Source organism: Paenibacillus sp. TCA20, from assembly GCF_000732325.1.
Lineage (GTDB): Bacteria > Bacillota > Bacilli > Paenibacillales > Paenibacillaceae > Paenibacillus > Paenibacillus urinalis.
Genome location: NZ_BBIW01000002.1, coordinates 559,358 through 586,021 on the forward strand (window position 1 = coordinate 559,358; position 26,664 = coordinate 586,021).

The 26,664-nt window shown below is 45.3% G+C and carries 27 protein-coding genes; 9 read left to right on the forward strand and 18 right to left on the reverse strand.

Annotated features, from left to right (window positions below):
* Window positions 1–143: 143 nt before the first annotated feature.
* From hfq to TCA2_RS06240, 12 genes are all read right to left on the reverse strand, one after another.
* The gene (gene hfq, locus TCA2_RS06185; RefSeq protein ID WP_047910668.1) at window positions 144–383 is read right to left on the reverse strand and encodes an RNA chaperone Hfq; all 240 of its coding nucleotides are present in this window, start codon (window positions 381–383) and stop codon (window positions 144–146) included.
* Window positions 384–403: 20 nt separating this feature from the next.
* Window positions 404–1,384, reverse strand: a complete 981-nt coding sequence (miaA, locus tag TCA2_RS06190; RefSeq protein ID WP_047910669.1) for a tRNA (adenosine(37)-N6)-dimethylallyltransferase MiaA — start codon at window positions 1,382–1,384, stop codon at window positions 404–406.
* Window positions 1,362–2,153, reverse strand: coding sequence for a class I SAM-dependent methyltransferase (locus TCA2_RS06195; RefSeq protein WP_047910670.1), 792 nt, complete (start codon window positions 2,151–2,153; stop codon window positions 1,362–1,364). The genes miaA and TCA2_RS06195 overlap by 23 nt, the downstream gene beginning before the upstream one ends.
* A 58-nt stretch (window positions 2,154–2,211) precedes the next feature.
* Complete coding sequence (gene mutL / locus TCA2_RS06200) at window positions 2,212–4,359, reverse strand: DNA mismatch repair endonuclease MutL (RefSeq protein ID WP_047910671.1); 2,148 nt, start codon at window positions 4,357–4,359, stop codon at window positions 2,212–2,214.
* Window positions 4,360–4,403: 44 nt separating this feature from the next.
* A complete protein-coding gene (gene mutS, locus TCA2_RS06205; RefSeq protein ID WP_047910672.1) occupies window positions 4,404–7,154 on the reverse strand; it encodes a DNA mismatch repair protein MutS in 2,751 nt (916 codons plus the stop codon).
* A 125-nt stretch (window positions 7,155–7,279) separates the two neighbouring features.
* Window positions 7,280–8,515, reverse strand: a complete 1,236-nt coding sequence (locus TCA2_RS06210) for a hypothetical protein (protein ID WP_047910673.1) — start codon at window positions 8,513–8,515, stop codon at window positions 7,280–7,282.
* 110 nt (window positions 8,516–8,625) lie between these two features.
* Entirely contained in the window at window positions 8,626–9,186 is a 561-nt protein-coding gene (locus TCA2_RS06215; RefSeq protein WP_047910674.1) for an outer spore coat protein CotE, read from the reverse strand.
* Between the two features lie 129 nt (window positions 9,187–9,315).
* Window positions 9,316–10,281, reverse strand: a complete 966-nt coding sequence (locus tag TCA2_RS06220) for an aromatic acid exporter family protein (RefSeq protein WP_047910675.1) — start codon at window positions 10,279–10,281, stop codon at window positions 9,316–9,318.
* A 180-nt stretch (window positions 10,282–10,461) separates the two neighbouring features.
* Window positions 10,462–11,316 (reverse strand): ABC transporter permease, encoded by an 855-nt coding sequence (locus TCA2_RS06225; protein ID WP_047910676.1) that lies wholly within the window; start codon window positions 11,314–11,316, stop codon window positions 10,462–10,464.
* A gap of 9 nt (window positions 11,317–11,325) precedes the next feature.
* Window positions 11,326–12,099 (reverse strand): ABC transporter ATP-binding protein, encoded by a 774-nt coding sequence (locus TCA2_RS06230; RefSeq protein ID WP_047910677.1) that lies wholly within the window; start codon window positions 12,097–12,099, stop codon window positions 11,326–11,328.
* A 31-nt stretch (window positions 12,100–12,130) separates the two neighbouring features.
* A complete protein-coding gene (locus tag TCA2_RS06235; RefSeq protein ID WP_047910678.1) occupies window positions 12,131–13,135 on the reverse strand; it encodes an ABC transporter substrate-binding protein in 1,005 nt (334 codons plus the stop codon).
* A gap of 181 nt (window positions 13,136–13,316) precedes the next feature.
* Window positions 13,317–14,834: a carboxypeptidase M32 gene (locus tag TCA2_RS06240; protein ID WP_047910757.1), complete on the reverse strand. Its 1,518-nt coding sequence runs from the start codon at window positions 14,832–14,834 to the stop codon at window positions 13,317–13,319.
* A gap of 138 nt (window positions 14,835–14,972) precedes the next feature.
* On the opposite strand from TCA2_RS06240, the gene TCA2_RS06245 reads away from it, so the two are divergent.
* From TCA2_RS06245 to TCA2_RS06265, 5 genes are all read left to right on the forward strand, one after another.
* Window positions 14,973–15,314, forward strand: coding sequence for an iron-sulfur cluster biosynthesis family protein (locus TCA2_RS06245; RefSeq protein ID WP_047910679.1), 342 nt, complete (start codon window positions 14,973–14,975; stop codon window positions 15,312–15,314).
* A gap of 33 nt (window positions 15,315–15,347) precedes the next feature.
* The gene (locus TCA2_RS06250; RefSeq protein WP_047910680.1) at window positions 15,348–15,923 is read left to right on the forward strand and encodes a carbonic anhydrase; all 576 of its coding nucleotides are present in this window, start codon (window positions 15,348–15,350) and stop codon (window positions 15,921–15,923) included.
* Between the two features lie 206 nt (window positions 15,924–16,129).
* Window positions 16,130–16,687, forward strand: a complete 558-nt coding sequence (locus TCA2_RS06255) for a PadR family transcriptional regulator (RefSeq protein ID WP_047910681.1) — start codon at window positions 16,130–16,132, stop codon at window positions 16,685–16,687.
* Between the two features lie 86 nt (window positions 16,688–16,773).
* On the forward strand, window positions 16,774–17,253 hold the full coding sequence (locus TCA2_RS06260) for a hypothetical protein (RefSeq protein WP_047910682.1): 480 nt from the start codon (window positions 16,774–16,776) through the stop codon (window positions 17,251–17,253).
* 5 nt (window positions 17,254–17,258) lie between these two features.
* Window positions 17,259–17,537, forward strand: a complete 279-nt coding sequence (locus TCA2_RS06265) for a YxcD family protein (RefSeq protein ID WP_047910683.1) — start codon at window positions 17,259–17,261, stop codon at window positions 17,535–17,537.
* Window positions 17,538–17,592: 55 nt separating this feature from the next.
* Here the strand turns inward: TCA2_RS06265 and TCA2_RS06270 are convergent, their stop codons facing one another.
* Both TCA2_RS06270 and TCA2_RS27130 read right to left on the reverse strand, forming a co-directional pair.
* On the reverse strand, window positions 17,593–18,885 hold the full coding sequence (locus TCA2_RS06270) for a glycoside hydrolase family 9 protein (RefSeq protein ID WP_052511780.1): 1,293 nt from the start codon (window positions 18,883–18,885) through the stop codon (window positions 17,593–17,595).
* Window positions 18,869–19,207: a hypothetical protein gene (locus TCA2_RS27130; protein ID WP_052511782.1), complete on the reverse strand. Its 339-nt coding sequence runs from the start codon at window positions 19,205–19,207 to the stop codon at window positions 18,869–18,871. Before TCA2_RS27130 ends, TCA2_RS06270 begins: the two co-directional genes overlap by 17 nt.
* Window positions 19,208–19,618: 411 nt before the next feature.
* On the opposite strand from TCA2_RS27130, the gene TCA2_RS06275 reads away from it, so the two are divergent.
* On the forward strand, window positions 19,619–20,413 hold the full coding sequence (locus TCA2_RS06275; RefSeq protein WP_047910684.1) for a hypothetical protein: 795 nt from the start codon (window positions 19,619–19,621) through the stop codon (window positions 20,411–20,413).
* A gap of 73 nt (window positions 20,414–20,486) precedes the next feature.
* Here TCA2_RS06275 and TCA2_RS06280 read toward each other — a convergent pair whose 3' ends face one another.
* Complete coding sequence (locus TCA2_RS06280) at window positions 20,487–21,191, reverse strand: Crp/Fnr family transcriptional regulator (RefSeq protein ID WP_047910685.1); 705 nt, start codon at window positions 21,189–21,191, stop codon at window positions 20,487–20,489.
* A gap of 195 nt (window positions 21,192–21,386) precedes the next feature.
* Here TCA2_RS06280 and TCA2_RS06285 point away from each other — a divergent pair, with 195 nt between their 5' ends.
* Window positions 21,387–22,844, forward strand: coding sequence for a 4-hydroxyphenylacetate 3-hydroxylase family protein (locus TCA2_RS06285; protein ID WP_047910686.1), 1,458 nt, complete (start codon window positions 21,387–21,389; stop codon window positions 22,842–22,844).
* Window positions 22,845–22,855: 11 nt separating this feature from the next.
* Here the strand turns inward: TCA2_RS06285 and TCA2_RS06290 are convergent, their stop codons facing one another.
* The 3 genes from TCA2_RS06290 to TCA2_RS06300 form a co-directional block, all read right to left on the reverse strand.
* The gene (locus TCA2_RS06290; RefSeq protein WP_052511784.1) at window positions 22,856–23,587 is read right to left on the reverse strand and encodes a hypothetical protein; all 732 of its coding nucleotides are present in this window, start codon (window positions 23,585–23,587) and stop codon (window positions 22,856–22,858) included.
* Between the two features lie 50 nt (window positions 23,588–23,637).
* Entirely contained in the window at window positions 23,638–24,090 is a 453-nt protein-coding gene (locus TCA2_RS06295) for a flavodoxin (RefSeq protein ID WP_047910687.1), read from the reverse strand.
* Between the two features lie 226 nt (window positions 24,091–24,316).
* Window positions 24,317–24,730, reverse strand: coding sequence for a hypothetical protein (locus TCA2_RS06300; protein WP_047910688.1), 414 nt, complete (start codon window positions 24,728–24,730; stop codon window positions 24,317–24,319).
* A 211-nt stretch (window positions 24,731–24,941) separates the two neighbouring features.
* On the opposite strand from TCA2_RS06300, the gene TCA2_RS06305 reads away from it, so the two are divergent.
* Complete coding sequence (locus tag TCA2_RS06305; protein ID WP_047910689.1) at window positions 24,942–25,805, forward strand: class I SAM-dependent methyltransferase; 864 nt, start codon at window positions 24,942–24,944, stop codon at window positions 25,803–25,805.
* Between the two features lie 4 nt (window positions 25,806–25,809).
* Window positions 25,810–26,532, forward strand: coding sequence for an RluA family pseudouridine synthase (locus tag TCA2_RS06310; RefSeq protein ID WP_047910690.1), 723 nt, complete (start codon window positions 25,810–25,812; stop codon window positions 26,530–26,532).
* The last annotated feature ends 132 nt before the right edge of the window (window positions 26,533–26,664 follow it).

Below are 26,664 nucleotides of genomic sequence, written 5' to 3' on the forward strand. Positions count from 1 at the left end.
AGTCTTTAAGTCTTTTTTCATAGAATTGAAACCATTTTGTAAACTTTCTCCTAAGAAGTAAAAGAACAACCTTTACAGGTTGCTCCGCCTCAATCCTATACGTATTAACGAAATGGACTCTTTAAAAGTTTCAATGATTGATTTTATTCTTCACCACTGCCATTTTGCATAAGAGAAATATTCCGTTGTGGTGTAAAGGTGGATATGGCATGTTTGTAAATCATTTGCTGGCGTCCGTCACTGTCGACAACAATGGTATAGTTATCAAATGCCTTGACAGTCCCGCGAATTTGAAAACCGTTGACGAGAAAAATAGTAGCTGGAATATTTTCTTTGCGCATTTGATTCAAGAACGTATCTTGGATGTTGATGGACTTGGTCATTAGCCGTACCCCCAATAAGTTCAATTAGATTGATTTGAAGAATAATCATGCTCCAAATTCAGCTTATCTGCTATTATATCACGTATAGTAGCGAAGTTCGTAGAAAAATTTGCTGTGTCCGTCATATCCACCCATTGAATATCCTTCATATGACGGAACCAGGACAGCTGTCGTTTGGCGAAGCGACGCGTATCCCTCTTCAGTTCACTAACTGCTATATCCAGCGGCACTTCTCCACGCAGGTATGCAGCAATTTCTTTGTAACCAAGACCTTGCATGGAAATAGAGCCGGGACCCACACCTTGGCTGAGAAGTGAAGCAACCTCCTCTACCAGCCCTTCCTCCATCATTTCGTCAATTCGGTCTTCAATACGGTTATATAGCATTTCTCTATCCATTGTCAAACCGACGATGCAGAGTTCATAGGGAGACTGCTTATTCTGTGCAGCCAGCTGCTCGGATTGTTTGACTCCGGTCATGTGATATATTTCAAGGGATCGCACCACTCTGCGCACATCGTTTGGATGAAGTCTTGCGGCACTGTCTGCATCTACCTCCCGAAGTTTCTGGTGCAATGCCTCCGCTCCGTTTGCATCCGCAAAATCAAACTGTGCTTTTCTAAATTGTTCGTCAGAGCCTGCTTCAGAGAATTGAAAATCGTAGCATACCGATTCAACATACAGACCAGTTCCTCCTACGATAAAAGGCAGCTTACCGCGCTCATGTATCTCTCGAATCAACCTGCGGCTCTCCTCTTGAAATTCTGCGACAGAATATGGGTAATCCGGCTCATGAATGTCGATAAGATGGTGAGGGATACCTCCCATTTCCTCAGGCTTGATCTTCGCCGTCCCGATGTCCATCCGTCTGTAGACCTGCATGGAATCTCCTGAGATAATTTCGCATTGAAAGGTCTTAGCCAGTTCGATACTCATTTTTGTCTTGCCTACGGCAGTAGGTCCCACCAGGACTAGCAGCTTAGGCTTTTGAGTTTCTGTCAAGTTCAATCACTCCGTACACTGTTTTTGAATGGGCACGATTCACGGTACTAAAACCGAGTCTGGCAAATTCACCACTGTCCCTTTTTTCTTTCATAACCACTGTTTTTCTAGCCACTCTCTTGGCCTCTGTGATGCTCTCCAGCGCCAAAGGCGCACTATTCGCATATCTGCGCAAAGGACGAATCGCGCTCGAATCCATAACAGGCTCACGGAACATCGGGTCAAAATATACGACATCGACACTATTGTCACTCATACTGCGGAGCAGCTCTAAATGATTGCTGTGCTTCACCTGAATGGATCTGAGTGCCTCATCCACACGGCCGTTGCCGCTCCGGTAATACCGCATGCCCTCTAGTAGTATGGTGTACAAAGTGTGAGAGCTCTCACAAGCGGTGACATGTCCTTCTCCTCCTGCGGCGACGGCGAACACCAGCGAATCCGTTCCAAGACCTGCCGTACAGTCCAGTACAGAGTCACCTTTCTGGAACTTCGCAGCTTCCAGCATAGGGTCGCTTTCCCCTTTTAATACGCGCTTCGCCCGAACAAATCCCATGCTTGGATGAAATTCGAGCACAGGCTCCCCTGGACGGATCAAACGAACGCCATTCGTTACGACAACGATAATATCTTCATCGCCATATTGTTCCGATAGCTTGGCCAAGGAAGCTTTATTTCGCTGAACATAGCTTGAATGGGTAACCTCAGCAAGACGAACCGCACGCTCCGCAAGCGTCTTTGCATTCGTATCGCCTGTTGTAATTATCATTTAATTTCTCCTAATCTTAAGCCTCTGATTTCGTTCAACTACTTCATGTTGTTCCACATTACATCACTCTTTTAAACATCTTTTCAAGATCATAGGTTGAGAACGAGACAACGATAGGTCTTCCATGTGGACAAGTGTAAGGCTGCTTGCAGTCCGCAAGCCGCTCTAACAGCACGGCCGCTTCCTGATCTGTCAGCTTCTGATTGGCTTTAATTGATGCCTTGCATGAGCACATGATGGATGCGGCTTCGCGCAGCTTGGACAGATCAATTCCCCGCTCTGACAGCACCCATTCCGCCATTTCCAGAATGATTGACTCTTCATCGCCTTTGGGCAGCCAATAAGGGTAGGATGTAACACGGAAGGTTTGTCCACCAAAATGCTCGAGGTATACCCCAGCCTGCTCAAACCAATGGAGCTTGTCCTTCAGCTGCTCTGCCTCCGAAGGTGTGAACTCCAGCGTAATCGGGAGCAGGAGCTCCTGAGAAGCCTCAACCGGATTTCCGAATTGATTGTAGTAGAATTCATAGTTAATTCTCTCGTGTGCAGCGTGTTGGTCAATCAGGTACAGCCCGTTCTCATTTTGTGCGATCAAATAAGTTCCGTGATGCTGTCCGATCAGCTCCAGCTCAGGGAACTGTGGCAGCTCCGCCTTTATCCCCGCCAGCTGAGCATAATGATTCCTGCTCATTCCTTGTGCATTCTTAGACTTCAGCGCAGCACTATCCCGGTAATAATCCCCATTTGCACGATTCAGTTTCGCTTCTCTAATCACATGCTGCTTGTCCTTCACATTAGGCACATAAGACTGACTGTCCTGAGTATGATGATCATTTTGCTTATCTGTATTGTGGTAGTTGGAAGAATCGAGCCTATTGAAATTGTCATCGATATCTTCAATCGGTGCAGCATTAGAACCCCCTGCCGCACTCTCGGTATTTGCTGTGCTTGATCGTTCCCTGTCCTCAGCTTCGCTTGGCCGAGGCAGAGACTGGCTCATTTCCCTTCCATAAATAGGTCGGCTAACACCTTGCTGATCCGATGGATTATATATTTTCTTCTCAGTTCTCGATAAGGATGAAGTTCCAGATCTGTCCAAACTCGATGCATTCGCCTGCTCTTCCTTCGGCTTCGATTTAGTAAAATGAAATTGCTCCTGGATAAACGATTTGCTCTCCGGCTTTCCAATACTCTGTTTAATCACTTGAGGAATGAGCACTTCCTGCCTAAGTGCAGCACGGGTGTATTCCTCCACAAAGGCATACAGCTCAGGCTCCTTGCTGAATCGAACCTCCAATTTTGCCGGGTGAACGTTAACATCCACTAATGACGGATGCATGTCCAGCTGCAATACGGCAAGCGGAAACCGATTGACAGGAAGCAGCGTATGGTAGGCCTTAAGCAGAGCTTGGTTCAGACCGTAATTTTTAATATAACGGCCATTGATGATGGTCGATATGCCATTGCGATTAGCCCTTGTAAGATCTGGCCTGCTTACATAACCGCTGATTCGGTAATCCAGATTATCCCCGCTGATCGGGAGCATTGCTTTGGCAGCCGAGGTTCCATATATCGCAGCAATGACCTGAAGCAGATCTCCATTGCCAAGGGTCTGCAGGAGCAGGTTGCCGTTATGCCTTAGCGTAAATGCGATATCTGCGTGAGATAACGCCATTCTGTACAGAACATCCGAGATATGCCCAAGCTCCGTCTGAATCGTCTTCATATATTTCAATCTGGCCGGGGTATTGTAGAACAGCTCCTCAACCAAAAAATCGGTCCCGCGAGAAGCTGTAATATCATCATGCTTGATCAGCTTGCCGCCCTCAATGACAATCTCACGGCCACGGCCGTCGGATTCAGTCGCACTAATCAGCCTTACTTTGGAAACGGCAGCAATACTCGGCAAGGCTTCTCCTCGAAAACCAAGACTCGTGATCTCAAATAATTCCCGACCGTTTGCAATTTTACTCGTAGCATGGCGGTAAAAGGCGGTTTCCATATCCTCTGCATCAATTCCGCCTCCATTATCGGTGATCCGGATGCTTTGGAGCCCTCCTTCATGTATGGATACATCAATTCGGGTGCTTCCAGCATCAATGGAATTTTCCACAAGCTCCTTAACGACAGAAGCGGGTCTTTCCACCACTTCACCGGCAGCGATCTGATTGGCAATATGCTCGTCCAGCACATGAATTCTAGCCACCTTTTACCCCTCCCTTTTATTTATAAGTTTATAAGTTAATAACTTCACATATCCGTTACTTTCATTTTTAATTCATTCACGAGCTGCATCGCTTGAAGCGGCGTCATGTTCATTAAATCCGCATTCTTCAGCCGTTTAATCAGCTGCTTGACAACTGGGTCCAGCTCATTTGCTTCCTGCAACGCTTTCTTCTTCGGCTCAAGTAGTTCATCTCCGAAAATCGACAGCTGAACAACTTCATTAGACGAAGCAGCCGGCACTTCCATTTTCTCCTCTTCAAACATCTTCGCAGCTAATTTGGTCTCGTTCAGCATCATTTGATCTGACGAAGCTGCCGCTTCCTTCTCGGCTTGATGGTAATCGGTCTCAAGCGGCTCCTTATGTCCTTCACCAGCGATATCAAATGAGTGCTCCTCAATGGTGTGGATCAGCCTGCTGGCACGGTCAATGATCGAGCTCGGCAGTCCAGCCAGTCTTGCGACATAAATACCGTAGCTGCTGCTTGCCGCGCCGGGGATCAGTTTGCGTAGAAACTGCACTTCATTTTCCTTCTCCTGCACGGCCATTGAATAATTTCGAAGAGAAGGAAGACTATCCTCCAGATGGGCAAGCTCATGAAAATGAGTAGAGACCAGAGCTTTGCACCCGATGTGATCATGCACATATTCAATAACCGACTGAGCAATCGCCATACCTTCGCTCGTTGAGGTTCCACGCCCCAGCTCGTCGATAATGATCAGGCTTCGCGGAGTTGCCTTTTCCGTCATCACCTGAATGTCAGCCATTTCTACCATAAAGGTACTCTGACCACCGATCAAGTCATCACCGGCGCCGATTCTCGTAAATATCCGATCCATAATCGGAACCTCTGCCTCCACGGCCGGAACGAAGCAGCCAATTTGAGCCAGAATAGAGATGAGCGCCACTTGACGCATATACGTGCTCTTCCCCGCCATATTCGGACCTGTAATCAGCAGAATTCGTGGATCCTCCTGTGTTAACACCGTATCGTTTGCCATAAATGCACCATCACGCATGACCGATTCTACAACAGGGTGCCGTCCTTCAATAAGCTTCATGTCAAATCCATCCGTGATGCTCGGTTTAACAAATCCGCGCTCTGCACTGACGGCAGCAAGTGAATGGTACACATCAATCTCTGCAACCTGCTCAGCTAACTTCTGCAATCTTTTAATCTCTTTACTAAGCTGATCACGAATTTCAATAAATAATGAATATTCAAGCCCGACCATCTTATCTTCGGCTTCCAGAATGAGAGACTCCTTCTCTTTCAGCTCAGGTGTTATATATCTCTCTGCATTTGCCAAAGTTTGCTTACGTTCATATCTGCCCTCAGGAAGGGAGGAAATATTCGATTTGGTCACTTCAATATAGTAGCCGAACACTTTGTTATAACCGATCTTAAGTGAACGGATTCCAGTAATTTCACGTTCCTGTGCTTCTAGCTCCGCGATCCAGCGCTTGCCATTCACGCTTGCATAACGCAGCTCATCCAAATGCTCATGATATCCTTCACGTATCATTCCGCCTTCTCTGACAGATACAGGCGGCTCGTCCACGATGGCATGATGAATCATATCGCGCAAATCCGAGCAATCATCCATCGTTTCTGCAATATGGCGCAAGGTGCTTGAAGGAGAATCTGCACACAGCTTGGCAAGCGCAGGAATCATATCAAGAGACACCTTGAGCGCATTCAAATCCCGTCCATTGGCATTGCCGAATGCAATTCGACCAACGAGTCGTTCCAGATCATAGATTTCCTTCAGCTGCTCGCGAATGTCGCTTCGCAGAATAAATTGGTTATACAGCTTGTCCACCGCTTCAAGACGCTCCTCAATCTTCTGTCGTTGGAGCAGCGGCTTATCAATCCAGCGTCTGAGCATCCTCGCTCCCATGGAAGTCTCTGTCTTATCTATCAGAGATAGAAGCGAGCCCTTCTTGGAGCGGTCGCGTACCGTTTCTACAAGCTCCAAATTTCTTCGGGTGAATGGATCGAGAATCATGTAATGATCGGGCTCGTACGTCTGGATTTGAGTCAATTGGCCCAATGAGCGCTTCTGAGTCTCATGCAGATAGGCAAACAACGTCGCAAGGCAATGTCTGCGCTCTTCCCCCAAACGGGCCCAGGCAGCTTCACCAAATTGGGTTATCACAAGCTCAGATTTACTCTTGTCAATAGCCGTATAGGTGATCTTCCGGTTACCTGCCAGCATTTCGGACTGCACCGTCTCTAGCAGCTCGGCATCTCCGATCAGCTCAGAGGGCTCATAGATGCCAATTTCATCTTTGAGCCACTTTTCAGAATATGGAGCAGAGGTAACATACAGCTCTCCAGTAGATAAATCGCAGGCAGCAATCGCCAAAACACCGCTGGTTTGTGTCAAGCAGATCATATAATTGTTTGACTTCTCGCCAATCGTCTTGCCTTCCATGACGGTGCCCGACGTAATCACTCTCACGATCTCTCGGCGTACCATTCCTTTGGTTGCGGCCGGATCTTCCATTTGTTCACATACTGCAACTTTATACCCTTTCTCAATCAATCGCTGAATATAATTATCGGCGGAATGATAAGGCACGCCGCACATTGGAATACGTTCTCCGCCACCGCCTTCACGGCCGGTTAACGTAATCTCCAGTTCCTTCGCGGCAAGGGTTGCATCCTCAAAAAACATCTCATAAAAATCACCAAGTCTAAAAAAAAGAAACGCATCCTGCGCCTGCTCTTTTACCTTTAAATATTGTTCAATCATTGGCGTATATTGAGCCATGAATTATACCACTCCTGCCACACAATTTGCATCGATCATATCGAGTCCTATCATACATTCAGTATAGCTTATCTGAACGATGATACGGATTCATCCGCTTATTATATCAAAAAGAGACCTCATATTCATGGCTTTTGCTGAATATTCCAGAGAGGTCTTATATCCTTGGATTCATCCCATGTCTTCCCTAGATACAGTGCATTGATCAAGGGATTCACATATTTATGATGACGGTTGTAATCGGGCAGAGCTGTTAATTCCTGCAGCAAGGGATGAACCAGTCCGCGAAGAATTGGTTTATTTCCCTTATAAAAGGCTTCATGATTCTCGGTAAGATCAAGCGGTCTTCGCTGGAGAACCCTGTAATTGGCAGCGACCAAATAAGCTATGGACACGACCCCTTTGGCAACCATTGGGGACACCAAGAAGCTCGGGAGTGTTCTGTACTCGAAGCCGCCATATGGCTGAGTTCTAAAATCACCCAAGTAGCCGTATTTCGGTCGTCTGCCACTGCTGCGAGGATCTTCCAATACGGCGATCGGAAGCGCCAAGTAATTGTCGAGGGCACGGAGCAGATCATAGGTCAGCACCACTCTGCTAAAATGTACATGTCCGCCAAGCGGAAGCCCGCTTACCGGAAGCCCGCCGGCTCTCCATAACAGCGTGCGATCCGTAATCAGCGTGGAAGCAGTTAAGAACGCATGCATCAAATGAGCGAGCAGCTCACGCGGCTCTGAGCTTGGCATAGGCCTCAGCTCCGCAACAGGATACGATCTTCGTCCGCCTCGAGTTACCGCATCACACCCGGCTTCGCCCGTTCGCTCCAGAAATAAGGAAGCAGGAACCACTCTATTCTCCTGTTGACTAACGAGTAGAAATTCGGGATCCATACCGAGTACCGGAGACGTATGTAAATTACTTTCTGCTTCAAGTGCAAGCTGCTTTTCCATCATGGCCTGTTCGTACAACTCAGCGATTCCTTCTCTAATTAACCATGGCTGCGCATGAACGCTGCTTACGCTAATGCCTTGCTGTCCTCCTGCCTGCAGCACAATCTCCGCATGCTCCAGATTTAGAGCATATGCCGCTCGAACCGCAGCACGTTCAATTCGATTGTAGAGTGAAGTGTTATCCTCCCTTTTCAGTACCGTCAAGTTACCTTCCCGAATTCCGGTATAGCTCTTTTTCACGATTCTTAACGCATGAAGCTGACTGACCAAGACTTCGTAAGTCACATGGAACTGCAGCTTGTTCTCCTTAGGATGAATTAGGGAAGAACGAAGTCCTGAGCGGGTTAATCTTGCGTCACGCTCCTCCATTGTCATCGACTCGTAATGCTCTGGATTTCGAATTACAACCATGGCATCTAGACCGTCCTTCCCCCAAAAAAAGAAATAAAAAAAGGAGGGCTGCCGCCCTCTACGCCGAAAGGTTCGGCGCATATATTGCCATATAGGTGTTGCAGCACCAATTAGATCTCATCATCCAGCAAGTCAGGATCAAGCTCGTCAAAATCGCCATCAAGTGAGCCGAATTCATAATCTTTGTCTGCATCTTCACTGCAGTTATTCGTGCACACGACAACACGAACCTTGGTTTCAGCAACCATCTCAGCTGCAAACTCGCGTTCCACGCGGATGACTACACTGCCTCCGCCCGAAGCTACCGTCGCCTCTACACAGCTCGGTTCCTGCGTTGCATCCGCAGAGACCTCAACAGTGGAGGCACGATGCTTAGGATCCAGGTAAGATAGTGGAATGTTCTCTACATAAGATACTGTCTTTTTCGCTACATCGGTTTGAGAGTTTTGGTCATAGGAATACCAGATGTTGATATCGTAAGTACCAATAACTTCAATTCCGTCTCCTGCCGGGACCGATTCGTACTCGTGGTTAATAATCCATGCCCCCAAAATACTGGTAGGATTATGTGGCGGAGTCACGGTATGTGTTACGGTAGAGAACTTACGACCCTTGCCGCAGATCGCCTTCGTTATAATCTCTCTACATTGATGTTTATGACTCAATGACATCTTTGAACCTCCTCCATACAATCATTCCATTTATATGTATGCAGGACATGGGCGTTTGTTACCAATTTAAAGATAAATATAATTGAAAAAGATAACTTTTAATTTATAGCGGCTTAGATGCTGAATAAGCTAATTTCCTTTTGCTGGGACAGGGAACGGTGCCTTGTCCTTCTTCGCAATCTTCAAGTACAAAGCGAGTTCCCGGCACAGCTGCCGGATCGACGAACGAATCTCGAATTCTTCTCTTGTTGTGGGCAGATCCATCGTTCTAAACTCTTGCTCTACCATGCTTAGAAGTTTCTCCGTCCGTCCAGTATAGAACTCATTACATACATCATCACTTAACTGCTCGAACAATTCAGCTACCATTTCTGCATGCGGCATGGTCGTATATACCTGTGAGATCAGATGCATCATATGCTGAATTGAATCCAGCTGGGTCTTGCGCATATAAAAGTATGCAGTCCATTCCTCGTTGGGGTGGATCACTTGATTCTCAAGATACAGCTTGGAGGCTGCTACTCCTTTGTCTATTGCCTTCTCAGCTTCCATCAATTCAGCACCTGTCCACACGTAAGAGGGATCTCTCAGTGTACGGCCAAACTGGGTGAAAATTACCGAAAACAGCTCATCGATCTCATGACGGATGTTCAAGAGCATGTTATCCGATTTTGGCATATAAGCTAAATTAACGACCATCGCCGAGCCAAGCCCAACAATGAGCAGCAGTATTTGTGTCCAAATGACTTCAAGGCTCATCTCTCCTCCGCTAAATACACGAAAGACAACGACGGACCCTGTGACAATGCCTTCTTTAAAGCCAAACCGTACAATCGCAGGAAATGCCGTGAGGATATAAATCGCCAGCACCCAGTAATGAAATCCAAAAAGGAAAAAAAGTACAGAAGCAAAAAGAAGCCCTACTACGGACGCAAAAAATCGCGCCGAGATCGTCTTCAGGCTTCTTTTACGTGTAACATCGACACCCAGTATGGCCAGCAATCCTGCTGACGTTGGTCCTTTTAACTGCATAGCATCAGCCAGCAGCACAGCCATTAAGGCAGCAATCGCTGTTTTGATAACGCGGAAACCCATGTATGATAACCCTCTCTTCTCTCTATAAGGCGAGTACAATAAATAACGATTCCATTATATTAGTACCCATTCAGATCGTAGGTATCAATCGTACACGATTTTCCCTTCTGGAACAATGTGACATGTCACAGACATATGGACTGATGCGGGATAGAATCAATAGTTCAGCCCTGTGGTAAATTAATGCTCCCTGCCATTCATCAGCTTACGCTCGAGCCATGCTACCAGTTGATACATTACCGTCGCTACTACAGCAATTACAATCAGACTCGACATAACGAGTGTAAAATTGAACACTTGAAAACCATATATAATTAAATATCCCAAGCCTTCCTTCGCAACAAGAAACTCTCCCACAATGACCCCGATCCAGGCCAGACCTACATTTACCTTAAGTGTGGAGACGATCGCAGGAAAGGATGCAGGGAAGATCACTTTGCGAAAAATATGCTTCCGGTTTCCTCCAAATGTACGTACAACCTTTACATAGTTAGGATCCACTTCATTAAAGCTGTTATACACAACAAGCGTTGTAATGATAACTGTAATCGATATGGTGGTCATGACAATCGCAGTAAAGCCTGCGCCAAACATGACGATAAATATCGGTCCAAGCGCCACCTTCGGCATACTATTCAGTACGACCAAATAAGGATCAAGCACCTTCGATAAGAAAGGGGACCACCAGATCAGTACAGCGATGAGTGTGCCGAGCAGTGTACCCAGCAGGAAGCCAACAATCGTTTCAAACACCGTGACTGTGGTATGGAGCCATATTTCGCCGCTGACCACATCCTTCCACAGCTGTGCGCCAATCTTTGAAGGATAGCTGAACAGAAGCACGTCGATCCATTTTAATCTGCCCGCAACTTCCCAATACAGAAACATCATGATCAGAATCGCAATCTGTGTCAGACTGACATATCTTCTCCATCTTCTTCTCCGCTTCTTGTGCTGGAGATGAATATTGTGAAGCCACTGCTCATCCTGCGTTTTTTCATGACGTGCTGCTTCCAACGGTTTTGCTTCTTCCATTAGACATGATCACCCCTTTCCCCCGGAGTCATCAAGCTCTCCCCAAATTTCGTTAAACAGATCATTAAATCCTTGCTGCTCTCTTGCATGGAACGGCTGAGCATCCCTGATGGATGCAGGAACCTCAAACGTCTTGCGGATTCGTCCCGGATTTTTGTCCAGCACGATGACTCTGTCACTTACTGCAATGGCTTCAGATAGATCATGTGTAACCAAAATAGCTGTCTTGCCCTGCTTCTTCAGCGTATCTGAGATCAGGTCCTCCAGCTGCAATTTGGTCTGATAATCCAGAGCCGAGAAGGGCTCATCGAGCAGCAGCAGATCAGGATTCGTTGCGAGCGTTCTTACCAGAGCCACACGCTGACGCATTCCACCTGACAATGCCTGCGGATACGCGTCCTCTGTTCCTGCAAGCCCCATCTCCGCGAGCAGATCTCGCGTTGCTTGAAGCGAAGCTTCGCTGAGCTGTCCAGTAAGCTCAAGTCCAATCGAGGCATTTGCCATAATTGTGCGCCATGGATACAAATAGTCCTGCTGCAGCATATAGCCCACTTGGGAAGAAGGTGAAGTGACTTTTTCTCCGGCTAGACGCACCTCTCCCTTCGTTGGCTGCAGCAGGCCTGCAATCATGGACAGAATGGTCGTTTTGCCGCATCCGCTTGGACCTACCAGGCTGACGAATTCGCCAGCCTCGACCTCCAGACTAATGGAATCCAGAGCCAGCTTTGCCTCCCGTTCCGTTACGTACACATGTGTTATTTGATCCAGTTCTATCCGTGTCATTTGTTCACATCCTTTTTATGAACGGCGAACCTTACTTTCCAGCAGCCTCTTCAGCAAAAGTATTGTCTACAATCGCAGACGCAGGGACTCTCTCCTGCAGCTCGCCAGCATTCTCCATTACATCAAGCAGGTTATTCCATTCGCTATCGTCAATAATCGGGTCCAAAGCATACGTGCCTTGATCCTTATAGCGTTGTACACTGCTCACAATAATGTCACGATCCGCGTCTTTAAAATAGGGCATGATCACATCGGCTATTTCTTCTGCCGTATGCTCTTCCACCCACAATTGTGCCTTATGAATACTGTTCGTAAATTTGCTGACCACGTCTTGGTTGTCTTTGATGAAGCTCTGTTTGGTCATAAATACGGTATACGGAAGCTTGCCGCTCTCCACACCAAAGGAAGCAACTACCTTGCCTCTTCCTTCTTTTTCGAAGATGGAAGCTTGCGGCTCGAACAGCTGTACATAATCGCCTGTTCCTGATGCAAACGCAGACGTGATATTGGCAAAATCAATGTTCTGAATCAGTGTCAAATCCTGATGTGGATCGATCCCTTTCTTACCTAGGGCAAACTCACCGGCCATTTGCGGCATGCCGCCTTTTCTTTGACCAAGGAATTCGCTCCCCTTCAGCTGATCCCAATCGAACTCCGCCGATTGATCTCTCGCAAATAAGAAGGTGCCATCCGTTTGCGTCAGCTGTGCAAAGTTAATGACCGGGTCCTCTGCTCCCTGCTGATACACATAGATTGACGTTTCCGAACCGACCAGCGCGATATCGACGGAGCCTGCAAGCAGTGCCGCCATCGTCTTGTCTCCCCCTGCCGTGGTTTGAATCTCAACATCCAGACCTTCTTCCTCGAAGAAGCCTTGCGCGTGAGCGACATACTCTGGTGCATAAAAAACAGAGCGGGTTACTTCGCCAACGTTAACCTTCACGTTACCGCTGCTGCTTGAGCTGCAGCCGCTTAGGACGACGCTGAATAACAGCAGCAGAATTGCAGCAGGCATCCACCAAGCTTTTCCTTTCATTGAATAGCCCTCCCTTGAAATAAAGAATGTATGAACCATATTTATGCAGTCCATTCGCAATTGGTTAATCAGCCCGGTATAAACTCTCTTAAACTACGCTCTTATTCACGCAAAAAAAGCTGAAGGACTCTTGTAGAATCCTTCAGCTTGACAAGTTATGTTTAACGATACAGTTATCTCTTTATAGTTTATAGATTTCTTTATATTTACTCTCCAGATAATCGGCAAGGTAATCCGGATTCAGCTCTTCTCCTGTAATAGCAACAATCAATTCGGAAGGCTTGCGGGATTTGCCGTATTGGTAGACCTTCTCTGTCAGCCATTCTTTGATTGGAGCAAGGTTCCCTTCCTTTATATAATTCTCGTATTCTGGAAGCTCCTTGGCCATTGTATTCATGATTTGGGCTGCATACATATTTCCAAGCGAGTAGGAGGCAAAGTAACCAAAGTCTCCGCCTGACCAGTGAACATCCTGAAGCACACCTGCTCCGTCATCAGGAGGAGTAACGCCTAAATATTGTTTATATTTCTCGTTCCATACCTGCGGAAGGTCCTTCACATCCAGCTGTTCATTAAAGAGCATCTTCTCGATCTCATAGCGGATAATGATATGAAGATTATAAGTAAGCTCATCGGCTTCAATGCGGATCAGCGAGCTTTCTACCTTATTGATGGCTTCATAGAAACGATCCAGAGAAATGTTCTCCAGCTGCTCTGGAAAATAGTTCTGTAATACCGGATAATAATGCTCCCAGAAAGCCCGGCTTCTGCCGATCATATTCTCCCATAATCTCGATTGAGACTCATGAATTCCCATCGATGTACCTTCGGCAAGGAGAGTCCCTGCCAGGCTTGAATCAATATTTTGCTCATAGAGGGCATGACCGCCTTCATGAAGAGAGCTGAAGATGGCGCTCGCCACATCTGTATCATAATAATGAGTTGTAATACGAACATCACCGGGATTTAATCCCATTGCAAAAGGATGTACACTCTCGTCCAATCGGCCTGCCTCAAAATCATATCCCATTTCCTTCAATATATATTTACTGAATTCGGACTGCTGCTTAATATCAAAGGATTGATTGAGGAAGGAAGTGTCCGGCTTATGTATAGACTGACTAATTGCTTCCTGCAGGGGAACAATTCGAGCTTTTAATCGGCTGAATACTTCATCCAGCTTCTCAACCGTTAAATCCGGCTCATACATATCCAGCAATGTGTCATAACGTGTATCTTTTACACCATAATAGTCAATAAATTCACTCTGCATGGCAACAATTCGGGATAAGTAGGGTTCAAACGAAGCAAAGTCAGCCTTCTCCTTGGCTACTTCCCATTTCGCTTGAGATTGAGCCGTAAGAACACTGAACTCACGAACCTTCTCGGGCGGAACAGATTGTGTGCGTTCGAGCTCTTTCTTGCAATCATTGATCAATCGCTGATGCACATCTGACAGGGCAGCAAATGCGCTCTCCTCATTTAAATACGAGATCAATTCTTTCATTTCTTCCGATGTTTGCAGTTTAAAAGCTTCCGATGACAGCATTCCGATCGTCTCTGAACGGGTATCAATTCCTTTGCGCGGTGCCCCGGTGCTCATGTCCCAGTGCAGGAGTCCAATCGCTTCATTGTAGCTTTTGATTTTTTTGTTCAGATCCAGAAATTGCTCTAATTTAGCCTGTAATTGCTGGCTCATAATCGTCACCCCATCCATATTTTAATTCGCCTACCTATTGATCATACTTTTAGGTAAGATTATAATCAACATTTAAGAGCGTTAACTAGGGTTTTAAGACACGCCCTAAAAGATTAAATAAAGGAGTGGGCCTACATTATGAAAATCAATCTTAGTAAGGCAGCTGAAGAACTCCTGACCAAAGTTCTCGGTAACAGGCCAGGCTTCATTCGACTGATGTACGACAGCGAGGGATGCGGCTGTGCGGTTAGCGGAGTCCCTGCGTTTCGTATTGTAGATGAGCAAGAAGACGGGGATATCGTAATGGATACGAACGTTTCGGATCTTACGTTTATTTTGGACAGCCAGAAGGCTGTTTTTTTTGAAGAAGAGCTGAATTTGGCAACCGATCCCGGAGACCTGTCCTTACGTCTATCCAGCAGTGGTCAGCACTATGGGTTATACATTTTTCCGCGCGATGAACGTGCGGTCAATGCTTAGAAAATAACTACTCATTAACTGGAGGTATAAACAATGAACAGTATTAGTCAAATCATGGAGCATAATCGTAACTTTGTGGAGAAAAAAGAATATGAAGCCTATATCTCCGATAAATTCCCGCAGAAGAAAATGATGATCGTAACATGTATGGACACCCGTCTTGTCGAGCTGCTTCCCAAAGCAATGAACTTCAAAAACGGTGATGTCAAGATCGTTAAAACGGCCGGGGCTATCATCTCTCATCCATTCGGAAGTGCGATGCGAAGCGTTCTAGTCGGCTTATATGAGCTGGGTGCTGATGAGGTCGTCGTCGTCGGTCATCATGAATGCGGCATGGCCTCTCTAAATGGTGAAGCGATGCTCTCGCATATGGTGGAACGTGGCATCGACGAGAAAGTGCTCAAGACGATCGACCATGCAGGAATTAAGCTCGATCGCTGGCTGCGCGGGTTTGACAATGTCCATGAAGGGGTAATGGAAACTGTGGAGTTGATTCGTAATCACCCACTATTGCCCCCAGGTACTCCTGTTCACGGCATGATCATTGATCCTAAGACAGGCGCACTCGATCTTGTTGTGGATGGTTATGAGAACCAGGCATCTCTCTAATCCCTTGGGTCTGGATTGCTGATCAGCAGTCCAGGCCATTTTTTATTAAATTTCTGTGACATTTATAACAACAGTTTATCCGTCATACAGCAATAACGGTTGTCAAACCATACAGTCGTGGTGTACACTTTTAAACATATATAGTCTTGGAAAACGCTTTTACGCTATTATTCAAGACTATAGTTTAGTAAAGGAGACATGTCCACTTGAACATACTGTCTTATGGTTTGCTCGGGTTATTGACACGTGATGAATCATCTGGCTATGATCTCATGCTGAGGATTCAGCCCCACTGGCCGGCCAAACACAGTCAGATCTATCCGCTGCTATCCCGTATGGAAGAGGATGAGCTTCTCTCTTCACGCTGGATTGAGCAGACAGATAAGCCGGATAAGAAGATGTATACGATCACGGATAAGGGAATACAGGTATTATTGGAATGGATGTATACACCCGTGTCAACATCGCCTATTCGGGACGAACTGAGTCTTCGGCTGATTTGTTTTCAAATCACGAATCCGGCTCTGCTCAGACAATGGATTGAAGAACGCAGACAGTGGTACCAGATTCGTCAAGATTATTATGAAGATCTTCTCAAAGCGCTTCCAGACGAAGCGGTGCAACCCACACATTCCTATTTCGGTGATTATATTGTCAACACGAAGGCAGCAATGAAAGCCAAGGCAGGAATGGAATGGTGTGATTGGGTATCCGACCTGATTCGTTCCGGTCATGCTGAACAAGAAGTATCCAATTCACATTAAATTAAAAAATATGAAACCAACATATTTTTTGAGCGTATGTATGTATTAAACACTAAAAATCACTCTTAGGAGGTAACATTTCTCACATGAAAAAATGGTTCAGTTCAAAACGTCTACTTATGGTCATGATGGCATTTACTTTGATTTTCTCGACCGTAGCAATTCCAGATAATGCAGATGCACGCCGTGGTGGCGGCGGTTTCAAATCCGGAACTAAATCTTATACAAATACACCTAATCGTTCGAATGATAGTAACAGCAATGTTTCAAATTCCACAACGAATCGTAATAACAATGCTACCAACTCTACAACGAACCAAAACCGCGGATTCTTTAGCGGCGGCTCACTTATGAAAGGTCTAATGATTGGTGGACTTGCAGGTATGCTCTTCGGCGGATTGTTCGGAGGTATGGGCTTCTTCGGAGAACTTCTTGGTCTTGCAATCAACCTTCTTGCTATCTTTGTATTAATCAGCCTGGGTGTAGGTATCTACAGAGCCATCAAGAGACGTCGTGAAGAGAAGGAAAAATCCCGCAACATCTATGACGGAAACGGACGGTACTAAGCTCTATGGTTATCACAATGGATGAGATCGTTAATGCCATATGTCTTCATATCGCTGAACGTAAGCAAATCAAACCGACAGATGTCCAGGTGGAGCTTAGTTGGGATGAAGATACAGGCTACTCAGCCGAGGTTTGGGCTCAAGGCCGCAGTCGATTTCTCATTGAATCCAATATGATTGAAGCTATTCTACGATATGTACATCAAGAGTATAATGTCCGTGCCTACCGTGAGGATGTTACACTAGAGCTTGATGAAGAAATTACAGCCAGAATTCGTACGTAGTCGGTTAACGTTAACCGCCTCGAGCATAAGCTCGAGGCGGTTTTATTTTTACTTATTAGTTCACAGGCTTAAACTCTTCTCGAAGCTGCTCCGTTGAAGTTATAGGATCGCTGCAGGAGAAGTCCCGACTAATGTACACGGTTCCCTCTCCATTAATGGCGGGCTTGTCGACGAGACCAGGAATAAGTTCGGCTAAGACCTCATGATCTTGCTTGCCTTCATAATTAATGATAAGGGAAGCATCAGGTATATATGATTTTTGGATGATGGAGATCATCTCCTGCACCTTGATATCATTCGTTCTTCCACTGATTATAATTTGGCGCCCTCCTTGCCGTGCATAGGACACGCCAAGCAGATACATGGCCTGACTGTCAGCATGAGCATTCGCAGCTCCTGCCATAGTATAAAGCCATCGTTCTCCCTTCTGCTTCAGCTCACCATCCTGAGTTGTAGCTGCCCATTTGGTGATCAGCAAGGGGAGAACCCCAGCACTTGCAAGCCCTGCTCTTCCATCCATCCCATTATTGTCATTATATCGCTGCACTCGACTTACTCCAAACCGTTGGAAGTTGCCTTCTGCGGGGTCCCAATACAGTCTGAACAGTGCATCCTTAAGCTCCAGTACCTTAGCTAAATAGGCGGGCTGCCCTGTTGCTTCATATAATTCCATCAGTCCCCAAGCCAAATGGGCATAGTCGTCTACATTCGCTGCATGAGTCAGCTCTTCATCATGATAGACTGAATGCAAATTGCCCTCGTCATCACGCAGCTTGTTCCATATGAATTCAGCAGCCTGTGCTGCAGCATCAGCATATCTCGTCTGCTGCAATGCTTTAGCCCCCTTGGCCAAGGTTGCGATCATCAGTCCATTTGAAGCTGTTCCTATGCGGTTATCCTTGACTGGACGCACTCTCGTCTCGCGATATTGCAACAGCTTCTTCCGGTCTTCCTCGAGCAAATTACGCAGGGCGAGTGGATTTAATCCTCTCCGTTCTGCCTGCTCCTCGGGAGTCCCTTTCATCAGATTAGGAATGCTTTGTCCTGGAGTATCCCTCTCAGGTTCAATACTGTATACATTACAATATCGATGCATCTCCTCTACACCCAGTACGTCTTCAATCTCTTGCCGAGTAAATCCATAATACCCTTCCGTCTCCCCTTCCGAGTTGTCACCTTCTACAGCATAAAAAGCCCCTTCAGGCGACGTCATCTCGCTTAACACATATGAGAAGATGGATTCTGCGATTTCCGCATACAGCGGATGCTCTGTTAACTGATATGCTTCAAGGTAAGTCATTGCGAGCCAGGCATTGTCATTCAGCATTTTTTTAAAAATGCGGAACAAAGCCCTTCTCATCTGCCGAATATGTGAAAAACGCATGACCCACGTGATCATAAATATTGCTTTTGTACATTTGATGAAGTGTATATTCCACCATCTCCAACGCTTTGGACTGATTATGTACCTTGGCATAGTTCATTAAGAACATAAGCTGAGCCGGAGAGAGAGGCGGGTACACCGTATCTGTTTCTGCGAGTTTGGAATCAAAATCATTTTTCAACTGACGGTAAGCCGCATGCAGAAGTTCTTCGTGAGCTGCAGCCGTGAGTTTTTGATTTTCTTGAGTGAGTTGATTTAAATGATGGCCTTCCGTTTCTCTAATCATAAGCTCCTCCATTTCTGCAATAATCCATTCTGTTTATGATAACTGCAAATACACTTATTCATACTTCAACAGAAACTCACAACATGAAGCATTAAATTCATATTAACCATCAATATATGTTGCCACAAAACATTCTTTATTCTTGTTTATATTTCAAAAAAATCGTTTAATAATAATTGAGTTCTTAGCAATAGGAAAGCCTTGATCCCCCCTAATTTTTCTTCTCGATAATTTGTCTATTCTGTTCTATCTGCTTTGTCATCATTCACTAACTTAGACCCTAATTAATTTAGCTATATGAGCTTTACATTTTTCTTATCTAATTAACTAACAATTTTCACGAATATATTGACCTTTGGTATACCTATATGTAAAATAAAGTAAATTCGTGAGACTGAGGAGAAGGTGAGTATGGTCGTAGAGCCTGATATACTTGTTAAAGCTAATCATCTGGATTCACTTATCAAAAGTATCGAAGTACGCTGCACACACGAGGACTGGGAGGAAGTCACTACTTTATCTCAAGCTTTGTTACATGCTGCTGAACGGGTACATTTTGATATTGTACATCGAAATTGTCCCACCAATGTATACGACAAGCATATCATCTACTATTTTGCCTATAGTCACTTAATGACCAGCATATCGTATCAAAAGCTAAAACAATACTCTGAGTCGATCAAATATATTTCTTTATATTCGGATTTGAGCTGGCTTAGGGATGGTACGAAGGCGGGAGAAGCCGTAATTGAAGAATTCAAATCATTCGCTGCAGTTCATTTGTTAACATTGGAAATATTACGCGGAAATATTAGCAAGCTGTCCGAGTATGAAACTTATCTTGATAATCATTCAGGTGATGCGGTGCTGATCGGTCTCTCTACATTGCTTGAATCTGCAATTGAGCATGGATACTGTATTGATCGACAGTTATTGCGTTTTAAGCAGAATATCAACAGCTACGATTATTATGCAGAACGCAAAATGGCTTCCCATTATTTATCGTATCAATATTTGCTTGCTCAGTATGAGCAGCTGAACGATCAGCATTCTGAGGCGCTGTGTACAGCAGTCTATACCTTATGGGCGGCTGACAGACTCAACAATGATAATTATTTCAAAAAGGCAATCCATTTATTTGAATCCTTGCGCAAAAATGCTTCCGTTTCTCAGCTAACCGCATGTTTTAATCAACCATTTTATTAAGCACATTGCTATTGACCATAGAACATATTAAAGATGACAGCGAATCGCTGTCATCTTTATTTTGATGCGAGTGCTATCGCTTTAAATACAAATCATCAGGTGCCATTTCTCTCAGCTTTTGTTCATCTAACAGGATGAGCTCCCCTCGCCTGCGCTCTAAGATGCCGATCTCCGAAAATTGTTTGACCACCCTATTCAGATGACGATAGCTTGTTCCGAGCAAGTCAGCAATTTCATTCAAGCTGTGGCTGGGTATTTTACTCAACACAACACCCTTCTCTGAGTCCAGCATCATGAAGGTCAGATATCCCGCAAATTTCTTATCTAACGGATATAGCAAATTAACACTGCTCGAACGATTCAGACTCGTCAGCTTGTAGCACATATGCTCCAGCAGGAAATGCAGAAATGCCGGCTGACTGATGTAATGCTGATTAAGAGCTGAATAGCTGATCCCAATCAAAATGGCAGGCCTTACACATTCCACTGTCGTACTTGCTTTATTCTTCGTCACCAGCTCCACGTCTCCAATCAGGCTGAGCGGATCATTGAACCTTAGAGCGAGAGACTTTCCATTTGACATGGTCGTATAGACCTTAAGCCTGCCCTGTACCAGGAAAAACAAATGGTCAATCTCGTCACCGCTCGAGCACACCCGATCTCCATGCATAAGCTCATACAGCTTCATATCGTTAATACTTACGGTGTTCAGCAGTATATCCAGCTCATACATTTGGATAAACTTCATTAGCAAATCTTCATTATACAAAAGTTTCAAAATCAAGAAGCTCCTTTCTTCAATATATGCAGCCTAACGATCACCCTACTTTGCTGGTTGGTCATGGCAGGGCAAACGCCCTTTCTTCGGCTAGAAGCCCAGGTACAAGGTACTTATGAACTCGTTCTCCCGTACATTATGCTAAAAATAAAATCGGGACGCATGAGTTGAACAGTACCCAAAGAGGTGAGAGATATGCCTATCAAGAACGGTAAACAGTACATTGAACGAATCGATCGCCAAAACATTAACTTATGGTATAAAGGTGAACGAGTTACGGGGCCATTATCTAAGCATCCCATTTTTAGTGGACTCATTCAGACGCAGGCCAAGTTGTATGACATGCAGTGTGATGACAAATATAAAGATCAAATGACTTATTTATCTCCAGACACAGGTGAGCCCGTGGGTCTATCGTATCTACCACCAAGCAGCTTGGAAGATTTACAGAAGCGAAGAAAGATGATAGAGCTATGGTCAAGAGAGCATCACGGTTTTCTTGGAAGATCACCCGATTACATGAATACGGCGATGATGTCCTTCTATACCGCCGCGTATACGCTGGAGGAGCATAACCCCGCATTCGCTCAAAACTTAAGAGATTACTATGCCTATTGCAGAGATCATGATATCACCCTATCCCATGCCTTTATTCAGCCTCCTGCTAGCAAATGGTCCGGTCAAATCGATCCTTTTGAGGATTCCATCGCTGCAAAAGTGGAGGAAATCACCGAGGAAGGATACATCGTCAGCGGAGCCTTCATGATGGCAACGCAAGGAGCAACCTGTGATGAGATGATTGTCTTCCCTACCCCTTCTCTCACACCTGATGAAGAAGTGAACCCCTATGCTTTTGCTTTTGCCGTTCCAAATGATCTTGAGGGAATGACCTTTATTTGCCGTGAAAGTCATGCATCAGAATCATCCTACGATCATCCCCTGAGCTCAAGATTTGAGGAGATGGACACCCTTGTTATTTTTGACAAGGTACTGGTACCTCATAACCGCATGTTCTATTATGGGGATGAGACTATGGGCTTCAAGCTCTTTCAAGAGGGACATTTTCATACCCATATCGGACATCAAATTATATCACGTTATATTGCCAAAACTGAATTTCTTCTCGGTTTATTTGAAGCATTGGCAGATGAACAAAATGTCGGGCTGGAGTCTCTTTCTATTGCCAATGTTGCAAAAATCATGACTATGCTGGAAAACTTTAAAGCGCTCAGACTCGCTTCTGAGACTTCTGCTGAGCTGGATGAACAAGGTATTCTGATCCCTTCAAGCAGTCCACTTCTCGCTGCAAGCATTCAGTTTCCGCCATTTTATCTTGAAGTAATCAATATGCTCCAATTGCTTGGATCCAGCGGCATCATCATGACACCTATGAATAATGATATTTCGTCTGAACTAAGTCCATATGTAAATCAATATTTAAAAGGCCTCACAACGGAGGCCAAGGATCGAATTGCTATATTCAGATTGGTATGGGAGCTGACTGCCGGACCCTTTGGAGGAAGACAAAGCCAATTTGAACGCTTCTTCTTCGGTAGCGCCCAAACGGTTCATATTCGGATGTACAACAGCTATGATAATCACGAAGATTATCGTCAGCTGGTGCAAAGCTTTCTAGCCCAGCAAGATAAATGATCTCTGAGCTGTTAGTTGACTTTGCTTGGAGCGTCGTATAGCGGGATATCCGACGCTCCAACTGTATCCAGGCATAGAGGGGTAACGAGCTTAACATAATCCAAGGCCTCATCATATCTGTGCTCATCTGGTATTAGAGTTATCTTACGCCGGTCCAGCAAACAATTGACTTCGATTCGTTCCGGAATACATCCAAAAGCATGGTAGCAGAATACAATCATCATGTTCTGGTATGCCCGAATGACCTCTTCATTATAATTGACGATATACTTTTGGATATATAACCCTTTGTGTACCATATGATCAGGCTGCCATGCCACCTGAAAAATAACAGACAGGTCCATATGTAAGTCTGATACATAAGCTTTGTGCTCTTCATACAGCAGGACAGGCTGTAACAGCTCGGTATGCTGTGTCAGCAACCGGATAAGCTCATCGGTTACTCCCCATTTCACATTCCAAAAGTGATCACTGGATTCAAAGCCTGTAGCGTGTTTAGGCCATCTTTTCTCTAACAAATACTGAATCGGTACTTCTCTGCGAACCTCCGGAGTCAGGGTGTAGTAATCGTTTATCGTATGACTGACAGCATACTGAACTCGATGTCTCCATTCCAGTCCCTGCTGCTTGCCCTTGGCTAAATTTCTTAGTCGGTTAAGGGACCTTTCAGACCAGAGCATTTCCTCCAGCTTATAATCCGTTAATATCCTCTTATGTGGTATCGCTTCAGAAGGTCTCTCCATTGATATCTCTCTCCTTCTCGCTTAAGCTCTTCTCCCATGTATGTCTCTGTCTAGGATACTTGTGCTAAAATTCCAGCAAAACGCTCACCCAGTGCTCTACAGTCCTTCTTCTCCTCGTCCAGCGGACTGTACTCTATTTTTAGTGAAGGCTCAGTGACAATGGCACCGCGCTCCTTCAGCTTGGCTTCAGCCGTATCTACAGCGCCGCAGAACAAGTCATATGACGTATCTCCACTTCCAAACAAGGCAACTTTATATCCACTTAGATCCACCTCATCCAGCTCATCATAAAAATCTAGGAACTCATCCGGCAGATCCCCGTCTCCCCAGGTGTACAGACCGATCATTGTGCCATCATACTTCAGCATTTCGTCAGCATTACAATTCTCCGCTGATTTCAGCACAGCTGTATGACCGGCATTCTGTACCCCTTCAGCAATAAGCTCGGCGATTTCTTCTGTATTCCCTGTTAAGCTTGCATATACGATTAAGATGTTTGCCATCGTTAATTATCCCTCATTTACTTTTGGTATGAAATCATCATATTTGATAATGATTCTCATTGTCAACAGTAAATGAACGACAGCCCGATCTGCTATCTTGCGACAATTAAATGACAATTGCAATTAACCCTGAATTTTCGACACAAAAATGAGCCGCCTTCTCTGAAGAGAAAACAGCTCAGCCTCTATTTACTATATTTTATATGAATCCAGCCTGGTCACAGCATTATACGCGTTCAGCGGTCATTTTTTGTTCTTTCGTCAGCAAAGGCTCAAATTCGTACACCCATGTTCCATTCTCTGCAACCTTGATCTTGACCAGCCCTTTTTTGCGCAAGCTGGCTATAATTTGTTCTGCTTCCTTACTGTGAAGGTCAGTGTAGAGCGATATTTCAGGTATCGTTAAGAGATACTCATGCTTCATGGCGAGTTTCATAAGCTCCTTCTCTAGGGTAAGCTCCCGTCTCTTCTTCATCGAAGAGAGCTCATACAGGCCGTAAGCCAGCGGTGCAGCACCGAATAGCACAAATCCAAGATCAAATCCGGATTGCATCGCAACAAATGAGTATGTATACAACACGATGGAGAATAAACCAAGGGCGACAAGAGTTACTGCGATCCAAGTTCTGCTATTGCTCATCATCAAACCTCCCTTCTTTTACTTTACCCCAAAATAGACGATTAGGCACATTTCCAATGAATTCAAATCCGCATGGATTCCAAGCTTAAGCTAATATAACGCAAAAAACGGGGAATACTGGCATGAAAACACGTAATTGTTGTACAATAGAACCTAATTGTAATTATAGCAATTCGTAAATATAAGATGAACTTGAAGGATGGATTATTACATGTACGCATCACAGCAATGGAAAGACTATGAACTTATAGATACAGGCGGCGGCGAGAAGCTCGAACGCTGGGGAGATATTATTCTCCGCAGACCTGATCCGCAGATTATTTGGCCGCTAGAGAAGGAAACTGGGGACTGGAGAAACGTCCATGGCCACTATCATCGCAGCTCCTCCGGCGGAGGCAATTGGGATATGAAAAAACCAATCCCTGAGCGCTGGACGATCTCATATGATGAGCTCAAATTCTACATTAAGCCAACCAATTTCAAGCATACAGGCTTATTCCCTGAACAAGCAGCGAACTGGAGCTGGATGATCGACAAGATTCAGAATGCCGGAAGGCCGATCTCAGTTCTGAATTTGTTCGCTTACACCGGTGGTGCCACTGTAGCTAGCGCCTACGCAGGTGCCAGCGTTGTACACGTTGATGCAGCAAAGGGTATGGTTCAATGGGCTAAAGAGAATGTACAGCTCTCAGGACTTGGCGACCGTCCTGTCCGTTATATAACAGACGATGTATTCAAATTCGTTCAACGCGAGCATCGCCGCGGTAATCGCTATGACGCAATTATTATGGATCCTCCATCGTATGGACGTGGACCGAACGGTGAGACGTGGAAGCTGGAGCAGAACCTTTATCCATTCCTAGAGTCATGTACAGGAATTCTGACAGATAACCCGCTGTTTGTTCTCATCAACTCCTATACAACAGGAATCTCACCTACCGTGCTGTCCAATATGTTAACGATGACGATGCAAAATAAATACGGCGGCAAAATTTCGTCTGGTGAGATCGGGCTCCCGATTACAGCATCCAATATGATGCTGCCTTGTGGAATCCTGGGTCGCTGGGAGTCTTAATCCGATGAGTGATTTACAGCCGCTATCTATATTATACGAGGACAACCACCTGCTTGGTGTCGAAAAAATGATCAATGTGCCAACACAGGCCGATGCATCTGGCGATATGGACATGCTGTCCATCCTCAAAGAGGATATCAAAGTTCGATTCTCTAAGCCGGGGAATGTATATCTCGGCCTCGTTCACCGTCTGGATCGCCCCGTCGGAGGAGCTATGATCTTTGCCAAAACTTCAAAAGCGGCTTCCAGGCTATCAGATGCGGTCAGAACCCGAAAGTTTGAGAAGACTTATATGGCTGTTGTTCATGGGACTCCTCCTGCCAAACAAGGCAGACTTACGCACACACTGCTGAAGAACGAGAAGACAAACATCGTATCTGTTGTGCCGGAAGGCACACCTGGCGGCAAAAATGCCATATTGGATTATTACGTGCTGGGACAGACAGACAAGCTGTCACTCGTTCAGGTCGTGCTGCATACAGGGAGATCCCACCAGATTCGAGTTCAATGTTTGGCTATGGGATGTCCTTTATATGGGGACCAAAAGTATGGAGTGGAATTAAACAAGCCAGGACAGCAGCTTGCGTTATGGTCCGTGTCCGTCGGTTTCCCTCATCCCGTGACGAAGGAACATGTGCAGTTGATATCCATTCCGCCCCGTGATTTTCCATGGAGTGAATGGCCTGAACCGTTGTATAAAAGTGCAGCGAATCAGCCTTTCGTATAAAAACGAATATATGTAAAAAATCCGATCTGCATCTTACGTCAGATCGGGTAGTTTTATTATTATTTGTAATCCATGATTTAAGTAAATAGGATGTATCTAATTACTTGTTATCGTCTAGTGCTGACTTCTGCC

Excerpts from the sequence above, each read along its gene's own strand:
- TCA2_RS06195 (WP_047910670.1), bottom strand. The coding sequence starts at position 2,153 with ATGATAATTACAACAGGCGATACGAATGCAAAGACGCTTGCGGAGCGT.
- TCA2_RS06265 (WP_047910683.1), top strand. The coding sequence starts at position 17,259 with ATGGTTATCACAATGGATGAGATCGTTAATGCCATATGTCTTCATATC.
- TCA2_RS06245 (WP_047910679.1), top strand. The coding sequence starts at position 14,973 with ATGAAAATCAATCTTAGTAAGGCAGCTGAAGAACTCCTGACCAAAGTT.
- TCA2_RS06235 (WP_047910678.1), bottom strand. The coding sequence starts at position 13,135 with ATGAAAGGAAAAGCTTGGTGGATGCCTGCTGCAATTCTGCTGCTGTTA.
- TCA2_RS06285 (WP_047910686.1), top strand. The coding sequence starts at position 21,387 with ATGCCTATCAAGAACGGTAAACAGTACATTGAACGAATCGATCGCCAA.
- TCA2_RS06300 (WP_047910688.1), bottom strand. The coding sequence starts at position 24,730 with ATGAGCAATAGCAGAACTTGGATCGCAGTAACTCTTGTCGCCCTTGGT.
- TCA2_RS06260 (WP_047910682.1), top strand. The coding sequence starts at position 16,774 with ATGAAAAAATGGTTCAGTTCAAAACGTCTACTTATGGTCATGATGGCA.
- mutS (WP_047910672.1), bottom strand. The coding sequence starts at position 7,154 with ATGGCTCAATATACGCCAATGATTGAACAATATTTAAAGGTAAAAGAG.
- TCA2_RS06210 (WP_047910673.1), bottom strand. The coding sequence starts at position 8,515 with ATGGTTGTAATTCGAAATCCAGAGCATTACGAGTCGATGACAATGGAG.
- TCA2_RS06215 (WP_047910674.1), bottom strand. The coding sequence starts at position 9,186 with ATGTCATTGAGTCATAAACATCAATGTAGAGAGATTATAACGAAGGCG.
- TCA2_RS06295 (WP_047910687.1), bottom strand. The coding sequence starts at position 24,090 with ATGGCAAACATCTTAATCGTATATGCAAGCTTAACAGGGAATACAGAA.
- TCA2_RS06290 (WP_052511784.1), bottom strand. The coding sequence starts at position 23,587 with ATGGAGAGACCTTCTGAAGCGATACCACATAAGAGGATATTAACGGAT.
- TCA2_RS06250 (WP_047910680.1), top strand. The coding sequence starts at position 15,348 with ATGAACAGTATTAGTCAAATCATGGAGCATAATCGTAACTTTGTGGAG.
- TCA2_RS06225 (WP_047910676.1), bottom strand. The coding sequence starts at position 11,316 with ATGGAAGAAGCAAAACCGTTGGAAGCAGCACGTCATGAAAAAACGCAG.
- TCA2_RS06230 (WP_047910677.1), bottom strand. The coding sequence starts at position 12,099 with ATGACACGGATAGAACTGGATCAAATAACACATGTGTACGTAACGGAA.
- TCA2_RS06220 (WP_047910675.1), bottom strand. The coding sequence starts at position 10,281 with ATGGGTTTCCGCGTTATCAAAACAGCGATTGCTGCCTTAATGGCTGTG.
- TCA2_RS06240 (WP_047910757.1), bottom strand. The coding sequence starts at position 14,834 with ATGAGCCAGCAATTACAGGCTAAATTAGAGCAATTTCTGGATCTGAAC.
- TCA2_RS27130 (WP_052511782.1), bottom strand. The coding sequence starts at position 19,207 with ATGATTAGAGAAACGGAAGGCCATCATTTAAATCAACTCACTCAAGAA.
- TCA2_RS06310 (WP_047910690.1), top strand. The coding sequence starts at position 25,810 with ATGAGTGATTTACAGCCGCTATCTATATTATACGAGGACAACCACCTG.
- TCA2_RS06305 (WP_047910689.1), top strand. The coding sequence starts at position 24,942 with ATGTACGCATCACAGCAATGGAAAGACTATGAACTTATAGATACAGGC.
- TCA2_RS06275 (WP_047910684.1), top strand. The coding sequence starts at position 19,619 with ATGGTCGTAGAGCCTGATATACTTGTTAAAGCTAATCATCTGGATTCA.
- hfq (WP_047910668.1), bottom strand. The coding sequence starts at position 383 with ATGACCAAGTCCATCAACATCCAAGATACGTTCTTGAATCAAATGCGC.